The sequence below is a fragment of the Indolivaga capnocytophagoides DSM 22835 genome (assembly GCF_000426485.1).
Classification (GTDB): domain Bacteria; phylum Bacteroidota; class Bacteroidia; order Bacteroidales; family Dysgonomonadaceae; genus Dysgonomonas_A; species Dysgonomonas_A capnocytophagoides.
This window is the reverse complement of sequence record NZ_AUFL01000018.1, coordinates 1-21316: the sequence shown is the minus strand read 5'-3', so window position 1 is coordinate 21316 and position 21316 is coordinate 1. Positions and strand designations below refer to the sequence as shown.

At 37.8% G+C, this 21316-nt stretch carries 16 protein-coding genes and 1 rRNA gene; 6 read left to right on the top strand and 11 right to left on the bottom strand.

Features of this window, described 5'->3' with window-relative positions; translation table 11 throughout:
* Nucleotides 1-22: 22 nt before the first annotated feature.
* The 9 genes from xylE to pyrE all read right to left on the bottom strand — a co-directional run bounded on the left by xylE (nt 23) and on the right by pyrE (nt 10855).
* Nucleotides 23-1585 carry a D-xylose transporter XylE gene (gene xylE, locus K322_RS0110580; protein WP_026626868.1) on the bottom strand — a complete coding sequence of 521 codons (1563 nt, stop codon included), beginning with the start codon at nt 1583-1585 and terminating at the stop codon, nt 23-25.
* 91 nt (nt 1586-1676) lie between these two features.
* Nucleotides 1677-2996, bottom strand: coding sequence for a xylose isomerase (gene xylA / locus K322_RS0110575; RefSeq protein WP_026626867.1), 1320 nt, complete (start codon nt 2994-2996; stop codon nt 1677-1679).
* 43 nt (nt 2997-3039) lie between these two features.
* Nucleotides 3040-4518 carry a xylulokinase gene (locus tag K322_RS0110570; protein ID WP_026626866.1) on the bottom strand — a complete coding sequence of 493 codons (1479 nt, stop codon included), beginning with the start codon at nt 4516-4518 and terminating at the stop codon, nt 3040-3042.
* Nucleotides 4519-4732: 214 nt separating this feature from the next.
* The gene (locus K322_RS0110565; protein ID WP_026626865.1) at nt 4733-5452 is read right to left on the bottom strand and encodes an NUDIX hydrolase; all 720 of its coding nucleotides are present in this window, start codon (nt 5450-5452) and stop codon (nt 4733-4735) included.
* A 574-nt stretch (nt 5453-6026) separates the two neighbouring features.
* Entirely contained in the window at nt 6027-6668 is a 642-nt protein-coding gene (locus tag K322_RS0110560) for a LysE family translocator (RefSeq protein ID WP_026626864.1), read from the bottom strand.
* Nucleotides 6669-6966: 298 nt separating this feature from the next.
* Nucleotides 6967-8190: a phosphoserine phosphatase SerB gene (gene serB / locus K322_RS0110555; RefSeq protein ID WP_026626863.1), complete on the bottom strand. Its 1224-nt coding sequence runs from the start codon at nt 8188-8190 to the stop codon at nt 6967-6969.
* A 10-nt stretch (nt 8191-8200) separates the two neighbouring features.
* On the bottom strand, nt 8201-9544 hold the full coding sequence (gene argH / locus K322_RS0110550; RefSeq protein WP_026626862.1) for an argininosuccinate lyase: 1344 nt from the start codon (nt 9542-9544) through the stop codon (nt 8201-8203).
* A gap of 114 nt (nt 9545-9658) precedes the next feature.
* A complete protein-coding gene (locus tag K322_RS0110545; RefSeq protein WP_026626861.1) occupies nt 9659-10096 on the bottom strand; it encodes a hypothetical protein in 438 nt (145 codons plus the stop codon).
* A gap of 129 nt (nt 10097-10225) precedes the next feature.
* Nucleotides 10226-10855, bottom strand: a complete 630-nt coding sequence (gene pyrE, locus K322_RS0110540; RefSeq protein WP_026626860.1) for an orotate phosphoribosyltransferase — start codon at nt 10853-10855, stop codon at nt 10226-10228.
* Nucleotides 10856-11292: 437 nt separating this feature from the next.
* On the opposite strand from pyrE, the gene K322_RS0110535 reads away from it, so the two are divergent.
* The 5 genes from K322_RS0110535 (at nt 11293) to mnmD (ending at nt 18274) form a co-directional block, all read left to right on the top strand.
* The gene (locus K322_RS0110535) at nt 11293-11913 is read left to right on the top strand and encodes a fumarylacetoacetate hydrolase family protein (protein WP_026626859.1); all 621 of its coding nucleotides are present in this window, start codon (nt 11293-11295) and stop codon (nt 11911-11913) included.
* Nucleotides 11914-12090: 177 nt separating this feature from the next.
* The gene (gene porU, locus K322_RS0110530; RefSeq protein WP_035331892.1) at nt 12091-15609 is read left to right on the top strand and encodes a type IX secretion system sortase PorU; all 3519 of its coding nucleotides are present in this window, start codon (nt 12091-12093) and stop codon (nt 15607-15609) included.
* Nucleotides 15610-15872: 263 nt separating this feature from the next.
* Nucleotides 15873-17030 (top strand): type IX secretion system outer membrane channel protein PorV, encoded by a 1158-nt coding sequence (gene porV / locus K322_RS0110525; RefSeq protein ID WP_026626857.1) that lies wholly within the window; start codon nt 15873-15875, stop codon nt 17028-17030.
* Between the two features lie 78 nt (nt 17031-17108).
* Nucleotides 17109-17591, top strand: a complete 483-nt coding sequence (ispF, locus tag K322_RS0110520) for a 2-C-methyl-D-erythritol 2,4-cyclodiphosphate synthase (RefSeq protein WP_026626856.1) — start codon at nt 17109-17111, stop codon at nt 17589-17591.
* Nucleotides 17592-17596: 5 nt separating this feature from the next.
* Complete coding sequence (gene mnmD / locus K322_RS0110515; protein ID WP_026626855.1) at nt 17597-18274, top strand: tRNA (5-methylaminomethyl-2-thiouridine)(34)-methyltransferase MnmD; 678 nt, start codon at nt 17597-17599, stop codon at nt 18272-18274.
* A gap of 17 nt (nt 18275-18291) precedes the next feature.
* Here mnmD and K322_RS0110510 read toward each other — a convergent pair whose 3' ends face one another.
* Together K322_RS0110510 and K322_RS0110505 are read right to left on the bottom strand one after the other, a co-directional pair.
* Nucleotides 18292-19251 carry a hypothetical protein gene (locus tag K322_RS0110510; RefSeq protein WP_026626854.1) on the bottom strand — a complete coding sequence of 320 codons (960 nt, stop codon included), beginning with the start codon at nt 19249-19251 and terminating at the stop codon, nt 18292-18294.
* Between the two features lie 45 nt (nt 19252-19296).
* Nucleotides 19297-20736, bottom strand: a complete 1440-nt coding sequence (locus tag K322_RS0110505; RefSeq protein ID WP_026626853.1) for an MBOAT family O-acyltransferase — start codon at nt 20734-20736, stop codon at nt 19297-19299.
* Nucleotides 20737-21223: 487 nt separating this feature from the next.
* On the opposite strand from K322_RS0110505, the gene K322_RS0110500 reads away from it, so the two are divergent.
* Nucleotides 21224-21316: ribosomal RNA gene (locus K322_RS0110500) — 16S ribosomal RNA — on the top strand; the annotation flags it as partial.

The window sequence follows — 21316 nt, the reverse complement described above, 5'->3', positions numbered from 1 at the left end:
CCTATTTATAGTGTTAAGAATATTACTTTTTCCAAAGATTTTCCATGTCTTCCAGAGTCTTACCTTTTGTTTCGGGAATTTTTTTCCAAACAAATAAGGCAGCAAGGACAGCCATTGCGCCATATACCCAGTAAGAGAAACCATGGTTAAAAGTACTGATAAGCGTTTCATTTTTATCCATTATAGGGAATGTCCATGACACAAGGAAGTTTGATACCCATTGAGCTGCAACAGCAATAGACATAACAGCCGAACGTACTGAGTTTGGAAATACTTCTGCAAGCATAACCCAACATACAGGTCCCCATGACATGGCAAAACCCGCAGTATAAGTCAGCATAAAGACGAGCTTAAGTCCACCAGGAAGATCTGCCGCAAAAGAAGAGCCTAATCCCAGCATCGATACAGCCATAACCAACGCTCCGGTTATAAGTAAAGGCTTACGGCCGAATTTATCTACTGTAAGAATTGCCAATGTAGTAAATGACAGATTCACGATTCCGACAATGATAGTCTGTAATAAAGAACTGTCTGTGTCTGCACCCATACTCTTGAAGATTTCGGGAGCGTAGTACAAAACGACATTGATTCCGACAAACTGCTGGAATGCAGATAGTAAAAGCCCTGTGATGATAATGGCAAAACCATAAGATTTGATCGGTACGACAAGTGCGATGAGGAAACTGAAGATCATTGCTATTTCAAGCCCACTAGATACTTGACTAAATTGAAGAACAAGATATCCGATAACGAATAACACTAACCATGTCATCATGAATTTATAGTATGGCTTAAGTGATGATTCTTGTTCTTTATCGAAACTATGCTTGATTTCTTTAATTTCCTGATCGGCTTCAACAGAACCTACTAATTTTGATAGTATATTGTGAGCTTTATCTGTTTTTCCCTTCATAACCAGCCATCTGGGTGTTTCGGGAGCAAAGAATAAAAGCAGGAAGAATAATCCCGAAGGAATCGCCAAAGATGCAAACATATATCTCCAACCTACAGAATGTAGCCATTCTCCGGTTCCTGAATCTTGTTTGGCAATAAAGTAATTAACAAAATATACCACCAGCATACCAAATATAATAGCGAATTGATTTAAAGCGACCAAACTCCCTCTTTTCGACGGTGGGGCTATTTCTGCAATATACATCGGAGAAACCATAGAAGCTATACCTACACCGATACCTCCTAATATGCGGTAAAATACAAAATGATACACGAATGTATGATCTCCTGCATCGGGCATATGATAGCCGATTTCGGGCCATGCTGATCCTATAGCAGCAAGGAAAAATAAAACAGCAGCTGCAAATAGAGCAGGCTTACGGCCAAAGTGCTGGCTCAGCCATCCGGCAATGGCTGCACCGACAATACATCCGATAAGTGCGCTGCTGACAACAAAGCCTTCCATTGCACTAGCCTCGAAAGGAGATAAATTCATGGGATCGATGAAAAAATGCCGCAGCGATTCTACAGTTCCCGATATGACGGCTGTGTCGTATCCGAAGAGCAAACCTCCGAGTGTGGCGATGAGCGTGACACCGAAGGCGTATGATTTACTTGTTTCGTTTTTCATGAAGTGGAATTTTGGTTTGGTAACCAATTGATTAAAGTTAAAATAGGTGCAGCTGCCTTTGGGGATAACTGCACCTGTTTTCAGAGTTGAATTATTTTGTGTACATATTTACAATGGCTTCATAAAGCTCTTGTTTTCCACTGATTTGTTTAGGTTCGCCTGCTTGTTTAGCGTATGAAACAAGATCTTCGAGTTTTAGTTTTCCTGTTTCGAAGTCTTTTCCTTTACCTCCATCAAATGAAGCGTAACGGTCTTTCAGCATTTTGCTGTATGGAGAATCATTCAGCAGTTCAGCAGCATTTTCCAAAGCACGAGCCATTACATCCATACCTGTGATATGGGCGATAAAGATATCTTCCAGATCGGTAGAGTTGCGGCGGGTTTTAGCATCGAAGTTTGTACCTCCATTACCAAGTCCACCATTACGGATAATTTGGATATATGCGTGAACAAGTTCAAATTGGTCGATGGGGAACTGGTCTGTATCCCAGCCGTTTTGATAATCTCCACGGTTTGCGTCAATAGATCCGAGCATACCGGCATCTACAGCACAAGCCAATTCGTGTTCGAATGTATGTCCGGCCAATGTTGCATGGTTTACTTCGATATTGATCTTGAAGTCTTTATCCAAACCATAGTTACGAAGGAAGCCTATAACTGTTTCAACATCATAGTCATACTGATGTTTAGTTGGTTCCATTGGTTTGGGTTCTATAAGGAAAGTTCCTGTAAATCCTTTAGAGCGTGCATAATCACGTGCGATAGTCAACATTTGAGCCAAATGTTCTTTTTCACGTTTCTGGTCTGTGTTGAGGATTGACATATAACCTTCACGTCCTCCCCAGAATACATAATTTGTACCGCCTAGCTCAATTGTAGCATCAATAGCATTCTTAATCTGAACGGCAGCACGTGCAACAACATCAAAATTAGGATTAGTGGCAGCACCGTTCATATAACGCTTATGACTGAATACGTTAGCTGTTCCCCACAATAATTTGATACCTGTTTCAGCCTGTTTTTGCTTTGCGTATGCAGTAATTGCTTTCAGGTTAGCTTCATATTCTTCAATGGTGTTTGCTTCGTCTATAAGGTCTACATCATGGAAACAGTAATATTCGATACCGATCTTTTGCATAAATTCGAAACCTGCATCCATTTTTGCTTTGGCTTTATCTAAAGCAGAGGCTCCTTCGCTCCAAGGAAATGTTTTGGTTCCGGGACCAAATGGGTCACCACCTTCAGCACATAGAGTGTGCCACCAAGCCATCGCGAATTTCAACCAATCTTTCATTTTCTTGCCATTTACCAGTTTTTCCGGATCATAGTAATGGAATGCCATTGGATTTTTGCTGTCTTTACCTTCAAATTTGATTTTACCGATACCCGGAAAAAATTCTTTTGTAGCCATTGGTTATTAGTTTAAATTTTCGTTAGTAATAAAATATTTATGTTTACTTGATTATCAATGATTTCCATTTTTCATAAGCATCTCTGTATTGAGCTTTTTTATTGATTTCGGGCTCTATGACCGCAATTTTAGTCAGTGATGAAAAAGCCTCTTCATTTGACGCATAAATGCCTACCCCCATTCCTGCAGCTTTTGCAGCACCGGCAGCACCATCGGTGTTGAATAGTTCTATGGTTGCACCGCTTACACTCGCCAAGGTTTGAGCAAATACAGGACTTAAGAACATATTAGCATGACCGGCTCTTATCAAATGGATATTCATACCCATTTCTTTCATTATCTCCATACCGTATTCATATGAAAAAACGATACCTTCTTGTCCGGCTCTTAATAAGTCTGCCTTGTTGTGTATATTGAAATTGACACCATGTATGGAGCAGTTAACTTCTCTATTCTCGAGTACACGTTCCGCCCCGTTTCCGAATGGAATGATAGACAACCCCTTCGCTCCGATGGGGGATTGTGCCGCGAGGTTATTCATATCGTTATATGACAGCCCTTCGACAGCCAGATTACGTCTCAACCAGGAGTTAAGTATTCCGGTTCCATTAATACACAACAATACTCCTAAACGGGTTTGATCGGGTGTATAATTGACATGGGCAAAAGTGTTGACTCGGGAGCGTGTGTCGTAGTCTAATTTATCGAGTACACCATATACAACACCTGAAGTACCTGCTGTAGAAGCTATTTCTCCCGGATTGAAGACATTTAACGATGCAGCGTTGTTAGGCTGATCGCCTGCACGGTATGTAATAGGAGTACCTTCTTTCAGTCCAAGTTCTTTTGCGGCTTGAGCGGAAACTTCAGCCTGAATGCCGAATATTGGTTTTATCTCAGGAATAAAGCTTTTAGGAATGCCGTAATAATTCAAAACATCTTCAGATACCGACTGATTTTTGAAATCCCAGAACATTCCTTCTGATAAACCTTCGATAGTCATGGCAATATCCCCCGAAAGTTTCATTGCTATGTAATCGCCCGGAAGCATCAGTTTATCTATTTTTTCGAAAATATGAGGTTCATGTTCTTTTACCCAGGCAAGTTTCGATGCGGTAAAATTTCCTGGTGAGTTTAGCAGGTGTGATAAGCATTTTTCTTCACCTATAGCCTTAAATGCCTTTTCACCGTAAGGCACAGCACGGCTGTCGCACCAGATAATGGAAGGGCGTAATACCTGTTGGTTTTTGTCTACTAAAACCAATCCGTGCATTTGCCAGGTGATTCCAATTGCCTTTATATCTTCAGCTTTTACACCCGATTGTTTGATGATAGACTCATGAGCCAGTTTCAGGTTTTTCCACCATTCTTCGGGAGCCTGTTCTGCCCATCCTGCTTTTACTGCGGTAATCTCCATTTCTTCTTTTGGGTAGAAATCAGAGGCAACTATCTTTCCTGTGTTGGCTTCTACCAAGCAGGCTTTTACAGATGAACTTCCTATGTCGTATCCTAATAAATACATATGATCAGATATTTGTTATTTGTTATATATTTTTCTTTAGGTGTTACCTTTTTTGTTATTGTTTTTCAGTTGTTTGTGTTTAAAAGGTTACAAAAGTTACACTCTTTATGTTCGTTTTCATTAGTTTCCTTTTTCAGTGTCATTTAAAGACCGTTTTATAAGAAGAGCTGTGACCCTTTTCTTTATAGATAAATATCTTTCAAACTGATTGTTATCATTGTATATTGGTCTTACGCCTGTTGTACATCACTTTATCGAATTTGTAATAACGGGCTGCACGGTGTGAAACCCCTTGTTGTCTTTCTTCCAAAGCTGTGATATACTGCATTGTTCCAATCTTCTTATGAAAATTGCGAATATCTATTTTCTTGTTATAGACCGCTTCATACAGTCTGTGTATCTGGCTGATTGTAAATTTTTGAGGCAATAGTTCGAATATGGTTACGGGTTCAGCTTCTATCCATTTTCTGATTTCAGCTAATGATGCTTCTACAATTTGGTTATGATCGAAAGGCATATCGGGCAATTTTGTTACCGGACACCATTTTGAATTTTTATATTTTGAGATATTATTAAGTTTACGGTCAATCTTGCATAGAGCTAAGTAAGCTACAGTAATCAACCGGTTTATATCCGGTTTATACTCTTTATCCAACCACTTTATATCATTCGGATTATTTGCCCTATCGGGAGATGAAAAACAACGGAATTGCTTTAATGTCATTTTTTTTATTCCGGTAAGTTCGAATAGTACACGTTGAGCGGCATCGTCAACATCCTCTTCGTCATAAATAAGGCTTCCAGGTAATTTCAGGTCAGTAAGGCTATCTTCTTTCTCGCCTCGTTGAACTAAAAGTATATTGAGCTGGTCGTCGTCAAATCCAAAGACAACACAGTCTACTGATACGTATGTATGTATAAAGTTCGTTTTCATGGTACTTTAAGTAATAGAAAGTATTTGCCTCGCCTTCGCTTCGGCGATTGTTTATTAAAGACATATTTTCAAGCGATAACCTGCTCTTGCAGGTATGCTTGCAAAGTCAACATTTCAAGTAGATCCAAAATTTATTTTGACTTTGCCGAGTCGTGAGAAATGCCTCATGAAATAGAATTAAAAGGTCTCAAACCTTATTGGTCATAGGCAAATATAGAAAACAAAATTATATCTGTGAAATTAATTCGAATAAAAATGAAGTTAATTAATTGAAAATCAAAATATTAAATATCATGTATTATACAATAAGATAGAGGATTTATATTGTATAATATACATTAAGATATGGCTAATTATCAGAGACTTTAGTTAAAGATAGAGTGTAATAGAAAGCGGAATATTTCCGGTTAAATTTTACAATAACGGGAGTAATTTTTTTTTCTTTGCAAAAGATGAGAATAAAGTAATAAGAAAAGATAGGGCAGGAGGGGGAATAAGTAGTCGATATTATGTATTAGAAAGGTAAATGTCAGTGTTATTTATACTTGCCAATAAAATGACAAGTTTAGTTACTTTAAGCTAAGTGTTCTATGATACTGACTGTTCCGGTTAATAAACCTACGAGTCCTATGACAATGAGTATAACACCTAGTATATTGTTGAATATCTTGAGTCCACGAGGATTAAATCTGTTTCTAACCTTGTCTACGACCGTAGATACTGCCAGCCACCAAATGATTGTACCTAAACCTATCGAAGCAATGCCGACAAAATTTTTAGTAGAGTCTACAGGGTCGATAAAGTTGAATCGGGCAAACATAGCTATAAAAAAGAATAGAATACCGATATTTGCAAGGTTGATAAAAAAAGAAGATACGAAATCCTGCCAGAAAGGAGATTGTTTTGCTTCACCCTGTTTTTTTAAGGTTCGGGCCGGATTCGATTTATATATGTAATACCCTGCGGCAACCAAAAGTATGCTGCCTGCTATTTGCAGAGGATGATGATTGGCCTCTATAAAGTCGAGTATAAAACTGATACCTAATCCGGTGATGCAGGCGTACACCATATCTGATAAAGAAGCTCCGAGACCAGAGATAAATCCATGAGCACGCCCCTCGTTCAATGTACGCTGAACGCATAATACTCCGATAGGTCCCATTGGAGCCGATACGAGTATACCGATCAGTATTCCTTTTAGTACTATATCTAACATTTATATAAGCTATAGTGAGGTCTTAGACCTTTTTACTTTCTGTTATCCATTAGCAAAGATAATATCAAAATGCTAGAAATCAATAAAAATGAGGATTCCATTAGGCTATATTAACGCATGAAAGGTGCTATATCTAAATTTATATATGTTTAAATGTTAGATTTTTATATTTATAATATAGCCAGATACCAATCTTGTAACTTCTAACTAATTAAGTAAATGAAAGCATTTAATGATGCATTTTCGAGTTATAATATGCCTGGGTTCTTATACTTGACAAACAAATAGGTCTGTGACCTTAATAATCTCCTTCCAGCATAGAATCCCTATATCCCAAGAAATAAAGTATTCCATCCAATCCTACAGTCGATAGAGATTGTTGTGCATTGGCTTTTACCTTTGGTTTGGCATGAAAAGCTATTCCTAATCCTGCGGTAGCAAGCATTTGCAGGTCATTAGCCCCATCTCCAACGGCTACGGTTTGTTTCAGGTCTACTTTTTCAACTTGAGCTATGAGCCGCAACAGCTCCGCTTTGCGTTTGCCGTCTACAATGTCTCCGACATGCTCTCCGGTAAGTTTACCATCTACAATTTCCAGTTCGTTGGCATATACATAATCGAACCCGTATTTTTCTTTCAGGTAGTTACCGAAATAGGTAAAACCTCCAGACAAGATTGCAATTTTGTATCCACTCTTTTTTAAAATACGAACCAGACGAACCATACCATCGGTAATAGGCAGATTTTCTGCGATCTCTTTCATAACCGATTCGTCAAGACCCTTTAAGAGACCTATACGGCGTTTGAAACTTTCGGAGAAATCAATCTCTCCCCTCATTGCCGATTCGGTTATAGCTCTCACTTCTTCACCTACTCCTGCACGGTCGGCAAGTTCATCTATCACTTCGGTCTGAATAAGGGTCGAATCCATATCGAAGCAGATAAGGCGGCGCATCCTGCGATACATACTCTCTTCCTGAAAGGCTATATCTATTTGATGTTGAGAAGATAATCTCATAAATTCTTTTTGAAGGTCTTTGAAGTTATCCACTGTTCCCCTGATGGATAGTTCTATGCACGAACGTCCTATACGGTCGGTCTTATTCAAAGGTATCCGTGCAGTAAGCCTGTTTATCTTTTCGATATTCAGTTTATGAGCAAGTAATACTTGTGTAACCAGAGATATCTGAGTTCCGTTCAGTTCTTTTCCTAAGATGGTAACGGTGTATCTGTTTTTACCCTGCAGGTTTACCCAAGTCGAGTAATCTTCTTTACTGAGATGCGAGAATCTGACGTTTACACTTAGCTCATCTGCTTTGAATAGCAAATCTTTCAGTATATATCCCGATTGTGTAGTTTCTGATTCGAAAACGATTGCCAGCGAAAGTGAATGATGTATATTCGCCTGACCTATATCGAGTATAGTTGCATTGTAGTGTCCTAAAATAGCAGTAAGTGCCGTCGTCACACCCGGACGGTCTTGTCCGGTAATGCGAACTAATATTATTTCGGTTTTTTCCATCTCGGGAGATTTATTTGGCTGAATTTAAAAGTTGAGTTTCCGCAGCTTCTATTGCAGAAAAATCAAATTGATCGATTACTTGTTGTCTTAATATCTCAATCTGATCATTGCATAAGTTGCCTATACTACCTTCGTGAGTATGGTGTACTGTACGGTCGTGGTTGAATTTTCCGGCTTCGATATCCAGTCCAACCTTTTTGTAAGCATCACGGAATGGAACACCTTCTTCCAGAACGAGTCTGTTTACTTCTTCTACACTGAATATATAGGTATATTTATCGTCTTTGATAATATCTTGATTAACTTTTATTTCGCCGATCATTCTTCCGATCATTGATATACAGTTATTCAGTTCGTCGAACGAGGGTAAAAATATTTCTTTAATTAACTGCATATCCCGAAAATATCCTGATGGAAGATTATTCGTGATAAGAGTTATTTCGGTTGGTAATGCCTGGAGTTTGTTGCATTTAGCACGGGAAAGTTCAAATACATCAGGATTCTTTTTGTGAGGCATTATGCTCGATCCGGTGGTGTATTCATCCGGAAGTTTTATAAATCCGAAATTCTGGCTGTTGTACATACATGCATCAAAAGATAGCTTCGATAGGGTTGCGGCGATACCGGCTATTGCAAAAGCAACGGTACGTTCCATCTTTCCCCGTCCCATTTGAGCATATACCACATTGTAATTCATCGAATCGAATCCAAGAAGGGTAGTAGTCATCTGTCGGTTGAGCGGAAATGATGATCCATATCCTGCGGCTGAGCCTAAAGGGTTGCGGTTGCATATTTTGAATGCTGCCAGTAATAACTGCAGATCATCAACGAGACTTTCTGCATATGCGCCAAACCATAATCCGAATGATGATGGCATGGCTATTTGTAAATGTGTGTATCCGGGGATAAGTACATTTTTATATTTTTCGCTTTGAGCAAGTAATATATCTATAAGTCCCGATACAGAATCGACGATTGTTTTTATCTGTTCTCTGGTGAACAGTTTCAGGTCAAGAAGAATCTGGTCGTTTCTTGAACGTCCACTGTGTATTTTTTTTCCGACATCGCCGAGTTTCCGAGTTAACATCAGTTCGACCTGAGAATGCACGTCTTCAATATCGTCTTCAATAATGAATCCGCCTTTTTCTATGGTGTCATATATCGACTTTAATTCTTTAAGAAGAACTGTTAGTTCGTCTTTGGTTAATAAGTCTATAGATTGCAGCATGGTAATGTGAGCCATAGATCCCAGTACATCGTGCTTTGCCAGATATAAGTCCATTTCACGGTCTTTACCTACGGTATACTCTTCTATATCTTTATTGACGAGTGTATTTTTTTGCCAGAGTTTCATTTTTTAAGAGATATATTTCCCGGATTTTATTGTGATGGTACTATTCAAAAGTGAATAGTTGTGTATAATTCTAATGCAGGATTCTCCATAAAAGAGAAAAATAAGGATTGATCCTTATTTATTTATTAATTCGCTGTATGGCAGTGACGCTAGCATATCAGCCATTTTATTAAGTCCTTCCTGCAATGGTTTTGATACCATTGGCTTTAGGAATGGGTTGAGATTTGCGTTGACTACCAGAGCTAGATCTGTCGATTCTTTTTGCTGGTCTGTGTTTTGCTTTAATTCGATAGTAAGGTTTAGCTGAAAGGGTAGTTGTTCGGCTTCGAATTTTATTTCCGAGTGAGGTTTCCTTTCCACAATCACAAACCTTATATTTCCGATAGGACTCACATTTACACTGCAGGAATCCTGATCGTATGTAAAATCTTTGACCTTGTCGGCGGGTAATTTATCCTTTACCAGATCAAGTTTTCTAAGGTCGGATAAAACTTCAAATATATCCTTATCGGAGTAAGGGATTGTTTTAATGTCGCTTGTATATTCTGTCATCTTGTTTGTTTTCTATTGCACCAAGGTATGTTTTGTCTGACAGACACGACAACCTTGTATGCAATTCCTGCAATTTGTTTTCAGTTAGATATTTAGATGCTAACTAATTTACAAAAGGCCCCTTAGACCTTATTTCCATTTAGACGGAGCTTTTCTCCATTCCTGAAGAGTTTCCAAGTCAGACTCTACGATATAATCGATCTTTAATGCCTGTTCTAAAACAGCATCGTAATTGGTTAAAGTCGATAATTCAATATTTGCTTTCTCGAAATTCTCTTTAGCCAAAGGAAATCCGTAATTGAAGATAGCTACCATACCTACTACTTCCGAACCGTCGCGCTTGATAGCTTCCACAGCTTTCAGGCTGCTTCCTCCGGTTGAAATAAGATCTTCGATAACTACTACTTTACTGTTTGGTCTCAACTCTCCTTCTATCAGATTCTCCAAGCCATGGTCTTTCGGTGTAGAGCGTACATATACGAAAGGCAGTCCTAATGCGTCGGCAACCAAAGCTCCCGGTGTGATTGCACCGGTTGCAACTCCGGCAACAGCATCTGCATCGGGATATTTTTCGATTACTATACGACTCATTTCCAGTTTTACGAAATTACGTATTGCCGGATACGAAAAGAGTTTCCGGTTATCACAGTAGATCGGTGATTTCCAGCCGGAAGCCCAAGTGAAAGGATTAGATGGTTGAAGTTTGATAGCTTTGATTCTCAAAAGCTTTTCAGCCGTCATTTTTTCTAAATTACTCATTGCTATTATAATATATAATGTTGTAAGATACCAATAGAATAAAGGTGGAAACCCTTAATATTTTAAGACAAATATAGGTAATCTGTTAGACATGCGTAATAGATTTAATGTTTTTTTTGTTCTTTATGCTATTCAGGTCTGATAAACGACTATTATAAAGTAATCGGAATGATTTAAAGAAACGGATCGTGATATTATCCCGTACAGAATCAAATTATTTTTATCTTTGCCAAAGATTAAGGTCTTAGACCTTTTTGTAGTCTATCCAAGATTACAGCAACAGCCGGTTATCGCTTTAAAATAGGTCATTAATACTTTCGTTAGTAAGTATTTAAATGTCACTATTAAATTGAAAACTGATCGTTGAAAATGTTTTTGTTTTCGATATTTAATTGAATGTAAACAGGTCTAAGGACTTAAAATCAAGTATCTAGGTAATGAAGATTATTTGTGTAGGGCATAATTATCAGGAGCATAATAAGGAAATGGGGCGTAACGGCATTGATTCCGGAGAACCTGTATTATTTATGAAGCCTGATTCGGCATTGCTCAAAGACAATAAACCTTTCTTTATTCCTGATTTTTCGAACAATATCCATTACGAACTGGAGGTGGTAGTTCGCATAAACAGATTAGGGAAAAATATAGCGGAAAGGTTTGCCCACAGATACTATGATGAGTTGACTGTAGGCATTGATTTTACAGCACGTGATCTTCAGTCGGATTTGAAACAGAAAAGCCTGCCTTGGGAAATATCCAAAGGTTTTGATAATTCGGCGGTGGTAGGAGAGTTTGTACCGAAAGAGATTTTACAGAAGAATGTGGATTGTCTTGATTTCAGTTTATTAAAAAATAACGAGATTGTCCAGAAAGGCAATACTTCAGACATGATTCATCGGGTAGACAAAATAATTGCTTACGCCAGCCGTTTCTTTACATTGAAGATAGGTGATATTTTATTTTCGGGTACACCTTCCGGTGTCGGCAGGGTCGAAATAAATGATCATCTGGAAGGTTTTCTGGAAGGACGAAAGCTTTTTGATTTTTATATTCGCTGATACATATTAAGTAATAGTAAGTATTAATGTTGTATTTTAAAGTAATAACAGTCTATTGCAGTTATCTAGGATAGACTACAAAAAGGTTTGGAACCTTAATGTTTAGGGATTTTATATTCAACGGATATAGGCTAGCTTTAAGTAATAAAGATGTCTGTGACCTAAATACGGATATTAGTGCGAAAAAAGTTATTTATATTATTCACTTTAGTATTATGTGTTTCGTTTCGATTGTCAGCAGTCGATAACGATGGTTCTCGTTATGCGAAAAATTCGGTTTTATCCCAAGGGAAGTGGTACAAGATTAAAATTTCGGAAACAGGAATATATAAACTGACATATAAAGATCTGAAAAAAATAGGTTTGTCCAATCCTCAGAATGTAAAAGTATATGGTTATGGAGGATGGATTATCAACGAAGATTTTACTAAGCCATATATAGATGATCTTCCGCAGGTTTCAATCTGGATGAATCGGTCGAGAAACGATTTCAAAAATGAAGATGATTATATTCTTTTTTACGGGAGAGGGAATATAAAGTGGACATATAATAAAATAACAACAGAGTTTGAACAAACTCAAAATCCTTATTCCTCCGACAACTATTACTTTATAACGGAGTCGGACGAAGATCCTAAACTGATAGGAATACAAGGCTCTCTACCGTTAGCCGATAATGTTGTTAATTCTTACAACGATTATGTTCTTCATGAACAGGAACTTATTAATCCGGGCGAAACAGGGCGGGAAATGCTAGGCGAAAATTTTCTGAAAACGTCTACTGTAAATGTACAGTTAAATACCGAAGGAGCGACTACGGACCCAGCTGTTTTACGTTGTAGTTTTATAGCGCGTACAGTTTTTACTTCCGGAAAATTAACTATCGACTTTAACGGCAGTTATCTCGATGCACTTTCGACCTCAGTACCGTTAGGCGATAATACATATCTTATAGCAACACAAATGAGTTCGCCTTTATCGGTTAACGCATTGCAGAACCAGAATACTGTAAAGCTGACCTATACAAAAGGGTATACTTCCGATAAGAATGTATATCTGAACTATCTCAGACTAAACTATAAACGAAATCTGAAACCTTATGGTGCAGTAACGCTCTTCAGAAATACGACACTTGCATCTAATCTGGGTTTTAAAATAGCTTCTGCATCGTCTGATCTGCTTGTATTTGATGTGACATCCAATACTGCCCCCGTTCGCATAGATGCTCAATTGTCCGGTTCGACATTACAATTTGCCGCGGATAACAATACAATCAAAGAATATGCGATGGTCGATCTGGCGAAACTGAGCGATATACCCACACCCACGTACGAGGGAAAAGGTCTCGGTGCAATTGCCAATCAAAATCTGCATGCTTTGGAGTCTGCCGATATGGTGATTATTGTTCGAGATTTTCTGAAAAGTTATGCACAGCAGTTAGCCGATCTGCATAATAATGAGTCCGGTTTAACCTCAATTATAGTCAGTCCCGAAGATATATACAATGAATTTTCGTCAGGAAAACCTGATGCCAGTGCCTATAGGCGTTTTATGAAGATGTTTTATGACAGGGCTGACGGAGGAGAAAACCGACCTCAATACTTGATGTTATTCGGAGGTGGAACATTTGATAATCAATTGAAACAGGATTGGGCAGATGAGGCTTCTAAGTCGATGTTGCTCACATATCAGTCCGAGAACTATCTGACAGAAGTAGGGTCTTATGTTTCTGATGATTATTTTGGATTGCTTGACGATAAATCGGTAGTGAGGACAGAAGAGCCGATAACTTCCACTAATCCTTTCGATTCTATTTTTGATCTGTCTAAAGCTAAGTTGGATATCAGCATCGGACGTTTACCGGTAAGGTCGGCAAGTTCTGCCGCAAACACAGTTGCAAAGATTGCTGCTTATATCGAAAATAAGAATAAAGGTATCTGGCAAAATAATATAACTTTTGTCGCTGATGATGCCGTTGCCGGTAGTAATTCGACAGAAAGTGAGCGTGAACATATGCAGGATGCCGAGAGGTTTTCTGCTGGTATAACAGCATCCTATCCTGATTTTGTTGTTTCGAAAATATATGAGGATGCCTACGAACGGGTTATCGAGAGCGGCGGTGCTCGTTATCCGGATGCAAACAGGGCATTACTAGACCGAATAAATAAGGGGACGCTGATGTTGAACTTTATAGGACACGGTTCTACTACATCATGGACTCATGAGTATCTGCTGACAATGGCAAATATAGAGTCACTCAACAATGATAAACTGCCATTATGGATTACCGCAACTTGTGATTTCGGACGATTTGACGCTAATGCATCATCAGGTGGAGAAGCAGCATTATTAAAAGAAGAAGGTGGAGCTATTGCCATGATGACTACCGTGCGTGCTGTTTATATTCGGAATAACAGGACGATGAATGAAAGCCTGATGAAGTATCTCTTTAAGAAGAAAAATGGGAAAAATCCCCGTTTGGGAGATATTTTACGAGAGGCTAAAAATGACGCATTACTTTTTGAAGACAGCAATAAACTGAGATTTGTATTGTTGGGTGACCCAGCTTTGACTCTGGCTTATCCCGAAGATACATATAAGGTGAGGATTACCGAAATGAATGACAGGGATGCAGATGCAGACGATATAAATATTCAGGCATTGGACAACACCGTAATTAAAGGTATTATCGAAAATCAAAATGGAGACGTCGCTGAAGATTTTAACGGAACGCTCGAATCATTGGTATTCGATGCTAAACAAACTTTGCGTACCAGAGGTAATACTTCTTCGGGTACGCCCAATCCCGATAAGATTGCTATAGATTATACCGATTATACGAATACACTTTTTGCAGGAAAGGTTGATATTATGAATGGAGAGTTTGTTGTCAATTTTGTTGCGCCTAAAGATATATTATATGCCGACGACAAGGGTAAAATGAGTTTCTACGCATATGATAATTCGGATTCAAAGAAAAAAGCTCAGGGTTCTTTTTATAATTATACGATAGGAGGGACAAACACCAATATGCCCGAAGAGGAAAATCCGCCTGTTATTTCAAAAATGTTTTTAAATAATGAGCAGTTTAAAGACGGCGGTTATGTCAATTCAACTCCATTGTTCTATGCCGAAGTATCGGATGATACCGGAATAAATTTATCTAATGCTATCGGGCATAATATATCGTTGGTGTTGGATGGGATTACGACTTATGATTTATCTTCTTATTTTACTAATAAGGGTGGTTCGAATAAAGAAGGAAGCATTTCTTTCCAGATGCCGCAAATGTCGGAAGGTGAACATAAAATAGAATTCCGGATCTGGGATGTTTTTAATAATTCAGCTGCAGAAACTTTAAGGTTTGTTGTTACCGACGATTATGCTCCCAGTATATATTCATTTGAGATTTGGGGGAATCCGGCAAAAGACGCTACACGGTTTGTAATTAATACAAATACTCCTCAATCGAATGTCGATATTATCCTCAGAGTGTATTCTCTCACAGGAGCGTTGGTGTGGATGACGCAGAAGAATCAGGCTGCCGATACCCTCAATCGTTATATATACGAATGGGATCTGAATACGAATGGAGGACGACTACAGCCCGGTGTATATATATGCTCGGTGCAGGTGAACATAAACGGCCGTTTGTCTTCGGTAAAGGCTGAGAAACTAATTGTAACAGCACGGTAATTATTTTATCTATAATAGTGTTGTAATATGATAATATAATGAAAAAATGTGATAATAAAATAAGAGATAAGGTTACTGATGAAAAAGAACATAAAGAGAGCCACTTTTGTTACCTTTTTCGATGATTTGTTAATTAATAGTGAATAATTAACAGTTTCCAGTTGATAACTGTTGATTGATGATTCATCACTGATTTTGTAACCTTTTTGATTAAACAAGAATATAATAAACAGGTCTGAGGCCTTTAAAATATAATAAGGTAAATGAAAACAACAATGAAATACATTTATTCGGGTTTGTTGGTATTGACGAGTTTGTCTTTATCAGCGCAGACAGGTACAATGGTTACCGCCGTGCCCTCTTTGTCTATTGCTCCGGATGCGCGCGGCGGCGGTATGGGAGATGTCGGAGCCGCTACTTTACCCGATTTTTACTCTCAGTACTGGAATCCTGCAAAACATGCTTTTCTTACGAGTAAGGCCGGAATGACAGTTTCTTATACACCTTGGCTGAGGAAAATAGTACAGGATATTGCTTTGGTTTATGCTTCGGGTTTTTATAAATTCGGAAATGAGGATAATCAGGCGGTAAGTGCTTCTATCCGCTATTTTTCGATTGGAGATATTCCGGAAAGAGATTTGGAAGGACAGCTTATGTCTACAGTGTCTCCTTATGAAATGGCATTTGATATAGGTTATTCGCGTAAGTTGACCGAAACATTCGCCGGAGGTGTTACATTGCGTTATATCCGCACCGATTATTCAACATCATCTGATGAAAATACATCTGCGGGAAATGCTTTTGCTGCTGATATTGCCGGATACAATGAGTCTTATGTTAATATAGGGAGTGTAGAAAGTATTTTGGGATTGGGTTTCAATATCTCGAATGTCGGTACAAAAATATCTATGGATGATGGGCTAAATGATTATTTTTTACCGGCAAATCTTCGTCTGGGAGCTTCTTTGACTTATCCTTTGGATGATTATAACACATTGGCGTTTAATGTGGATTTAAATAAGCTGTTAGTTCCTTCACGTCCCCGACAAGAGGATGGGGAAGATGATGATGTTTATGCAAAACGTGTAGATGATGTTCGTAAATCATCAGCTATAAGCGGAATATTTAAATCATTCAGCGACTCTCCCGATGGTTTTAAGGGAGAATTAGAAGAAATAACATGGTCGGCAGGTATGGAATATGCCTATAATGATCAGTTTATGCTAAGAGGTGGTTACTACAACGAAAGCCAGAGACAAGGAAACCGTAAATACTTTTCTTTTGGAGCAGGTTTCAAAATGAGTTCCTTTCAGTTGGATGCGGCTTATCTGATATCAACAGCCGATTCTAATCCTTTGGATCAAACTTTGCGTTTTTCATTGGGCTTTAATATGGAAGGCTTGCGTAATTTATTTAAGTAATATCGGAAGTCTTTTGTTACCTTTGTTACTTGAAGTTATTAAGATAAAGGTTTGAGATCTTAAAAATGAGATATATTTATGAAGATTAGAGTAGGGTACGGATATGATGTACATCGTTTGGCAGAAGATCGAGATCTATGGTTGGGTGGTATCAAAATAGAACATACAAAAGGTTTATTGGGGCATTCGGATGCCGATGTGCTTATACACGCTATTTGTGATGCGCTATTGGGAGCTGCTAACCTGAGGGATATAGGCTTTCATTTTCCCGACACTGCAGGCGAATATAAAGATATTGACAGCAAAATTCTTTTGGCTAAAACATTGGAAGTTCTTTCCGGCAAAGGATACAGAGTCGGTAATATTGATGCTACAATTTGTGCGGAGCGTCCTAAGATCAATCCGCATATTCCGGCTATGCAAAAGGTAATGGCAGATATTCTGCAGATTGATATTGATGATATTTCTATCAAGGCAACTACATCCGAAAAAATGGGATTTGTAGGACGGGAAGAAGGCTTTGCTGCTTATGCTGTTGCATTGATCGAAAAGGATAAATAGTTGATATGGATTCAGATCAAGATCTTGTAATAGAGTCTACTGCGGATGGATCGCATACCCTTTTTGTTCCGGCAATGAATGAACATTATCATTCGGTGAATGGAGCGAGGCAGGAGTCGGAACATATTTTTATAAAGACAGCATTCGATTTTTGCACCAAAAGCCAGATCAATATTTTGGAAATTGGTTTTGGAACGGGATTGAATGCATATCTGACTGTACTGTCCGCGCGGGATCAATCTAAACATGTTAATTATACAAGCCTTGAACTTTATCCCTTGTCACAAACGGTTACTGATAAGTTGAACTATGCAGACAAAGATTCTACCAACGATAAAGTATTATTTCAGAAACTGCACTCTTTGGATTGGAATATTAAATGTGAAGTTACAGCGTATTTTTCTTTGACTAAAATACATACAGACTTTACTAAACTGGATTGGAAAATAGACCAATTGTACGATATTATTTATTTCGATGCTTTTGCTCCTGACAAGCAGCCGGATATGTGGAATCAATCTGTTTTTGATTATTTATATGCTAACACAGCACCCGGTGGAATATTAACTACTTATTGTGCAAAAGGCGTTGTCCGGAGAATGATGCAACAATCAGGCTATCGTGTCGAACGTTTGCCCGGACCTCCCGGAAAGCGCGAAATGTTGCGGGCTGTAAAACTCTGAGGTCGCAGACCTATTATTTAATTTGCAGATTGTATCTTTTCTTTCTTATCGAGAACCTTTACGATAGAGTCAAGTTTTACCGAAAAAGTTCTTGCACCCAAGTAGCTGAGGTGATCCGCATCGTGAAAATATTTAAGACTTGTTTCCTGATCTTCTTTGGTAAACTCATGTAGGAAATTATAGTAAAAGACAGTTTTGTTATCTTTTAGTTTGTCCATCGTTGTGTACAGAAGATTCAACTGATCAGGGTGCAGACGTTCCACAAATATTTCGTGTCCCGGTATTGTAACGAATATTACCTTCGCATTTTTCTTTTGGGCTATATCTATTATTTTCTTGAGATAAGATACATTTTCATCATATAGTCGGGTCAGGTCGTCCGTACTATGTGCCGCAACAACTTGGTCGATCGTTGAATTTATCCAACCCAAATTAGTTTGAGAAGGAGTGACAGCTAAACCATACGGAGTCAAATCGGTATGTATCGGTTGGTGGTTATAGTAGTAGTCTTTTATGATTCTTAAATCTTCGTGAATAGTTTCGTCAAGAAAGATAAGCTCTTTTATGGGGTTCTGTTCAACTCTGAAACCATAATATATATTGTAATACTTTTTTCTCCATTTATGAGCATGCAAATCTATCTTAGTCCATAGTGAGTGATAAGATACAGGCAAAATAATGTATTCTAAAGAATCAAGCCGATCCTGATACAGGTTCAGTATATTATAATCTCTATCCAGTGATTGTGCATAATGGGCACAGTTATAGGTGTATTCCGAAAAACAATCAGGATCTATCGCAGTGATTCCATGGGAACTACCCAATACCAATACCTTAATTCTGGAAGCATTGGCATTCATGAAGTTCGATTTTATCATATATTCATTTGGAATTCCTCGCAACATTGTTTCTATCCATATTGTAAGGATAATAAATGGAAGGATAAATATAATGGTGAGTATGATTGACTTTTTCATTTCTTAAGCAATAAGAACGTATTTGATGATATAATTTCTGAGACCTTAAAATTGAAAATATATAAATGCTTGTTTATGCCCCGAGTAATAGAATACGAGGAATGCAATTACATAATAGAACATCCACCGGAGAGGCATCGACTTAATTTTGCTTTTGATACCTTCTATGCCATAATTACCTTCCCGTCCGATCCATTCTATCAGGAAGAAAATAATTACCAATAGTATGATAGACCCCGAATATACCTGTGGCATGCTAAATAAATCGACAGTAAATAGGTCTATAATATAATGGTAAGCCTGAGTTATACTTTCCGCTCTGAAAACAATGAGTGAAAAGGCAAACAGGCAAAAAGTCTTTATGATTTGGTAAACCTCCTTCGGAGTCGGTAGAATTTTTCCTTGGGCTACAATCTCTGTATATTTAGTTGTCCTCTTTTTTAGTATTGATGGCATCACATATAAAGTATGTATTGCACCAAAAGCCAAAAATGTCCAGTTTGCACCATGCCAGAATCCACAAGTGAGGAATACTATAGCAGTATTGCGGATTGTTTTAGCCATACCTTCTCGGCCTCCACCCAAAGGAATATAAAGGTAATCTCTTAACCAATATGATAAGGACATATGCCATCTGCGCCATAATTCCCTTATATTCCGGGAAAAGTAAGGGAAATTGAAATTCTTGAGAAGTTCAAAACCTAATAAACGAGCCGATCCTAATGCTATATTCGAATATCCTGCAAAATCGCCATATGCCTGTATCGTGAAAAATATAGCACCGACAACCAATGTACTTCCGCTGTATTTATCAGATTGGTTAAATACGGCGTCGGCTAGTTTGGCACAATTATCAGCGATGACTATCTTCATAAATAATCCCCAAAGGATTTGTCTTAGCCCGTCTTCGAATTTTTTGAAATCAAATACTCTTTTTCTTTCAATTTGAGGAAGTAAGTGCGTAGCCCGTTCTATCGGTCCAGCCACTAATAAAGGGAAGAATGATACAAATAAGGAATAGTTAACTAAATTTTTTGTAGGTTTAATTTTATCATGATAGATATCAAAGACATATGATAATCCATGGAAAGTATAAAATGATATTCCTACAGGTAATATAATATTAAGTGTTGAAATATGGGGTGTCAATCCAAATAGACTGAGTAATTCTGCAAATTGTTCAACAAAGAAGTTGTAATATTTGAAGAATCCCAAAAAACTGAGATTAACTCCCACGCTTAACCATAGCCAAGCTTTTCTTATTTTTTGATTTGATGAATCTGCAATTTTCAGTCCTGTGAAATAATCTAAGAATGTCGAAAACATTAATAGGAATAAGAACCGCCAATCCCAGCATCCATAAAAGAAATAGCTCGATGCAAGTAAAAATATGTTTTGTAGCTTTATATTCTTTCTTAGAATGAACCAATATATGATAAATACTAATGGTAGAAATAGTGCGTATTCAAAAGAATTGAAGAGCATATTAAATATATATAATATTATTAGAATCCCTAAATTCGAGTGCAAAGATAAATATTTTGATTAAATGATCAATTTTTATACCGTTAAACAGAGTCCTTCCACGCCGATTTTGTCTTTCGCGGGAAGACCACCGAATTCAGTGTTGACGGGGTATTGCATATATATCGAGTAATTGGTTAAAAAAAAGAATTAGTATAAGTAGTTGTAAATAATGTTGTTGAAAGGAAGTTCTAAAAATATTTTAAAAAAAGGCATAAAAATATTTGGAGTGTATAGTAAAAGGGACTACTTTTGCACTCGCTTTAAGACCGAGAGACGGTCACTAAGAAAAGCGAAAAAGAGAAGCGATCTTTGAAAGATTTGAAAAGGAACAAAAAAATATAGCATTAGACGGGTGATACGGTCTTTACGACCGGTATCAACTCTAAGTCAATACCTAGAGTCAATAAAGAGGTTAGAATAATTCTGAGAATATAAAAAAAGATATACAAAGAAGAGTTTGATCCTGGCTCAGGATGAACGCTAGCGACAGGCCTAACACATGCAAGTCGAGGGGTAGCATGAAAGTAGCAATACTTTA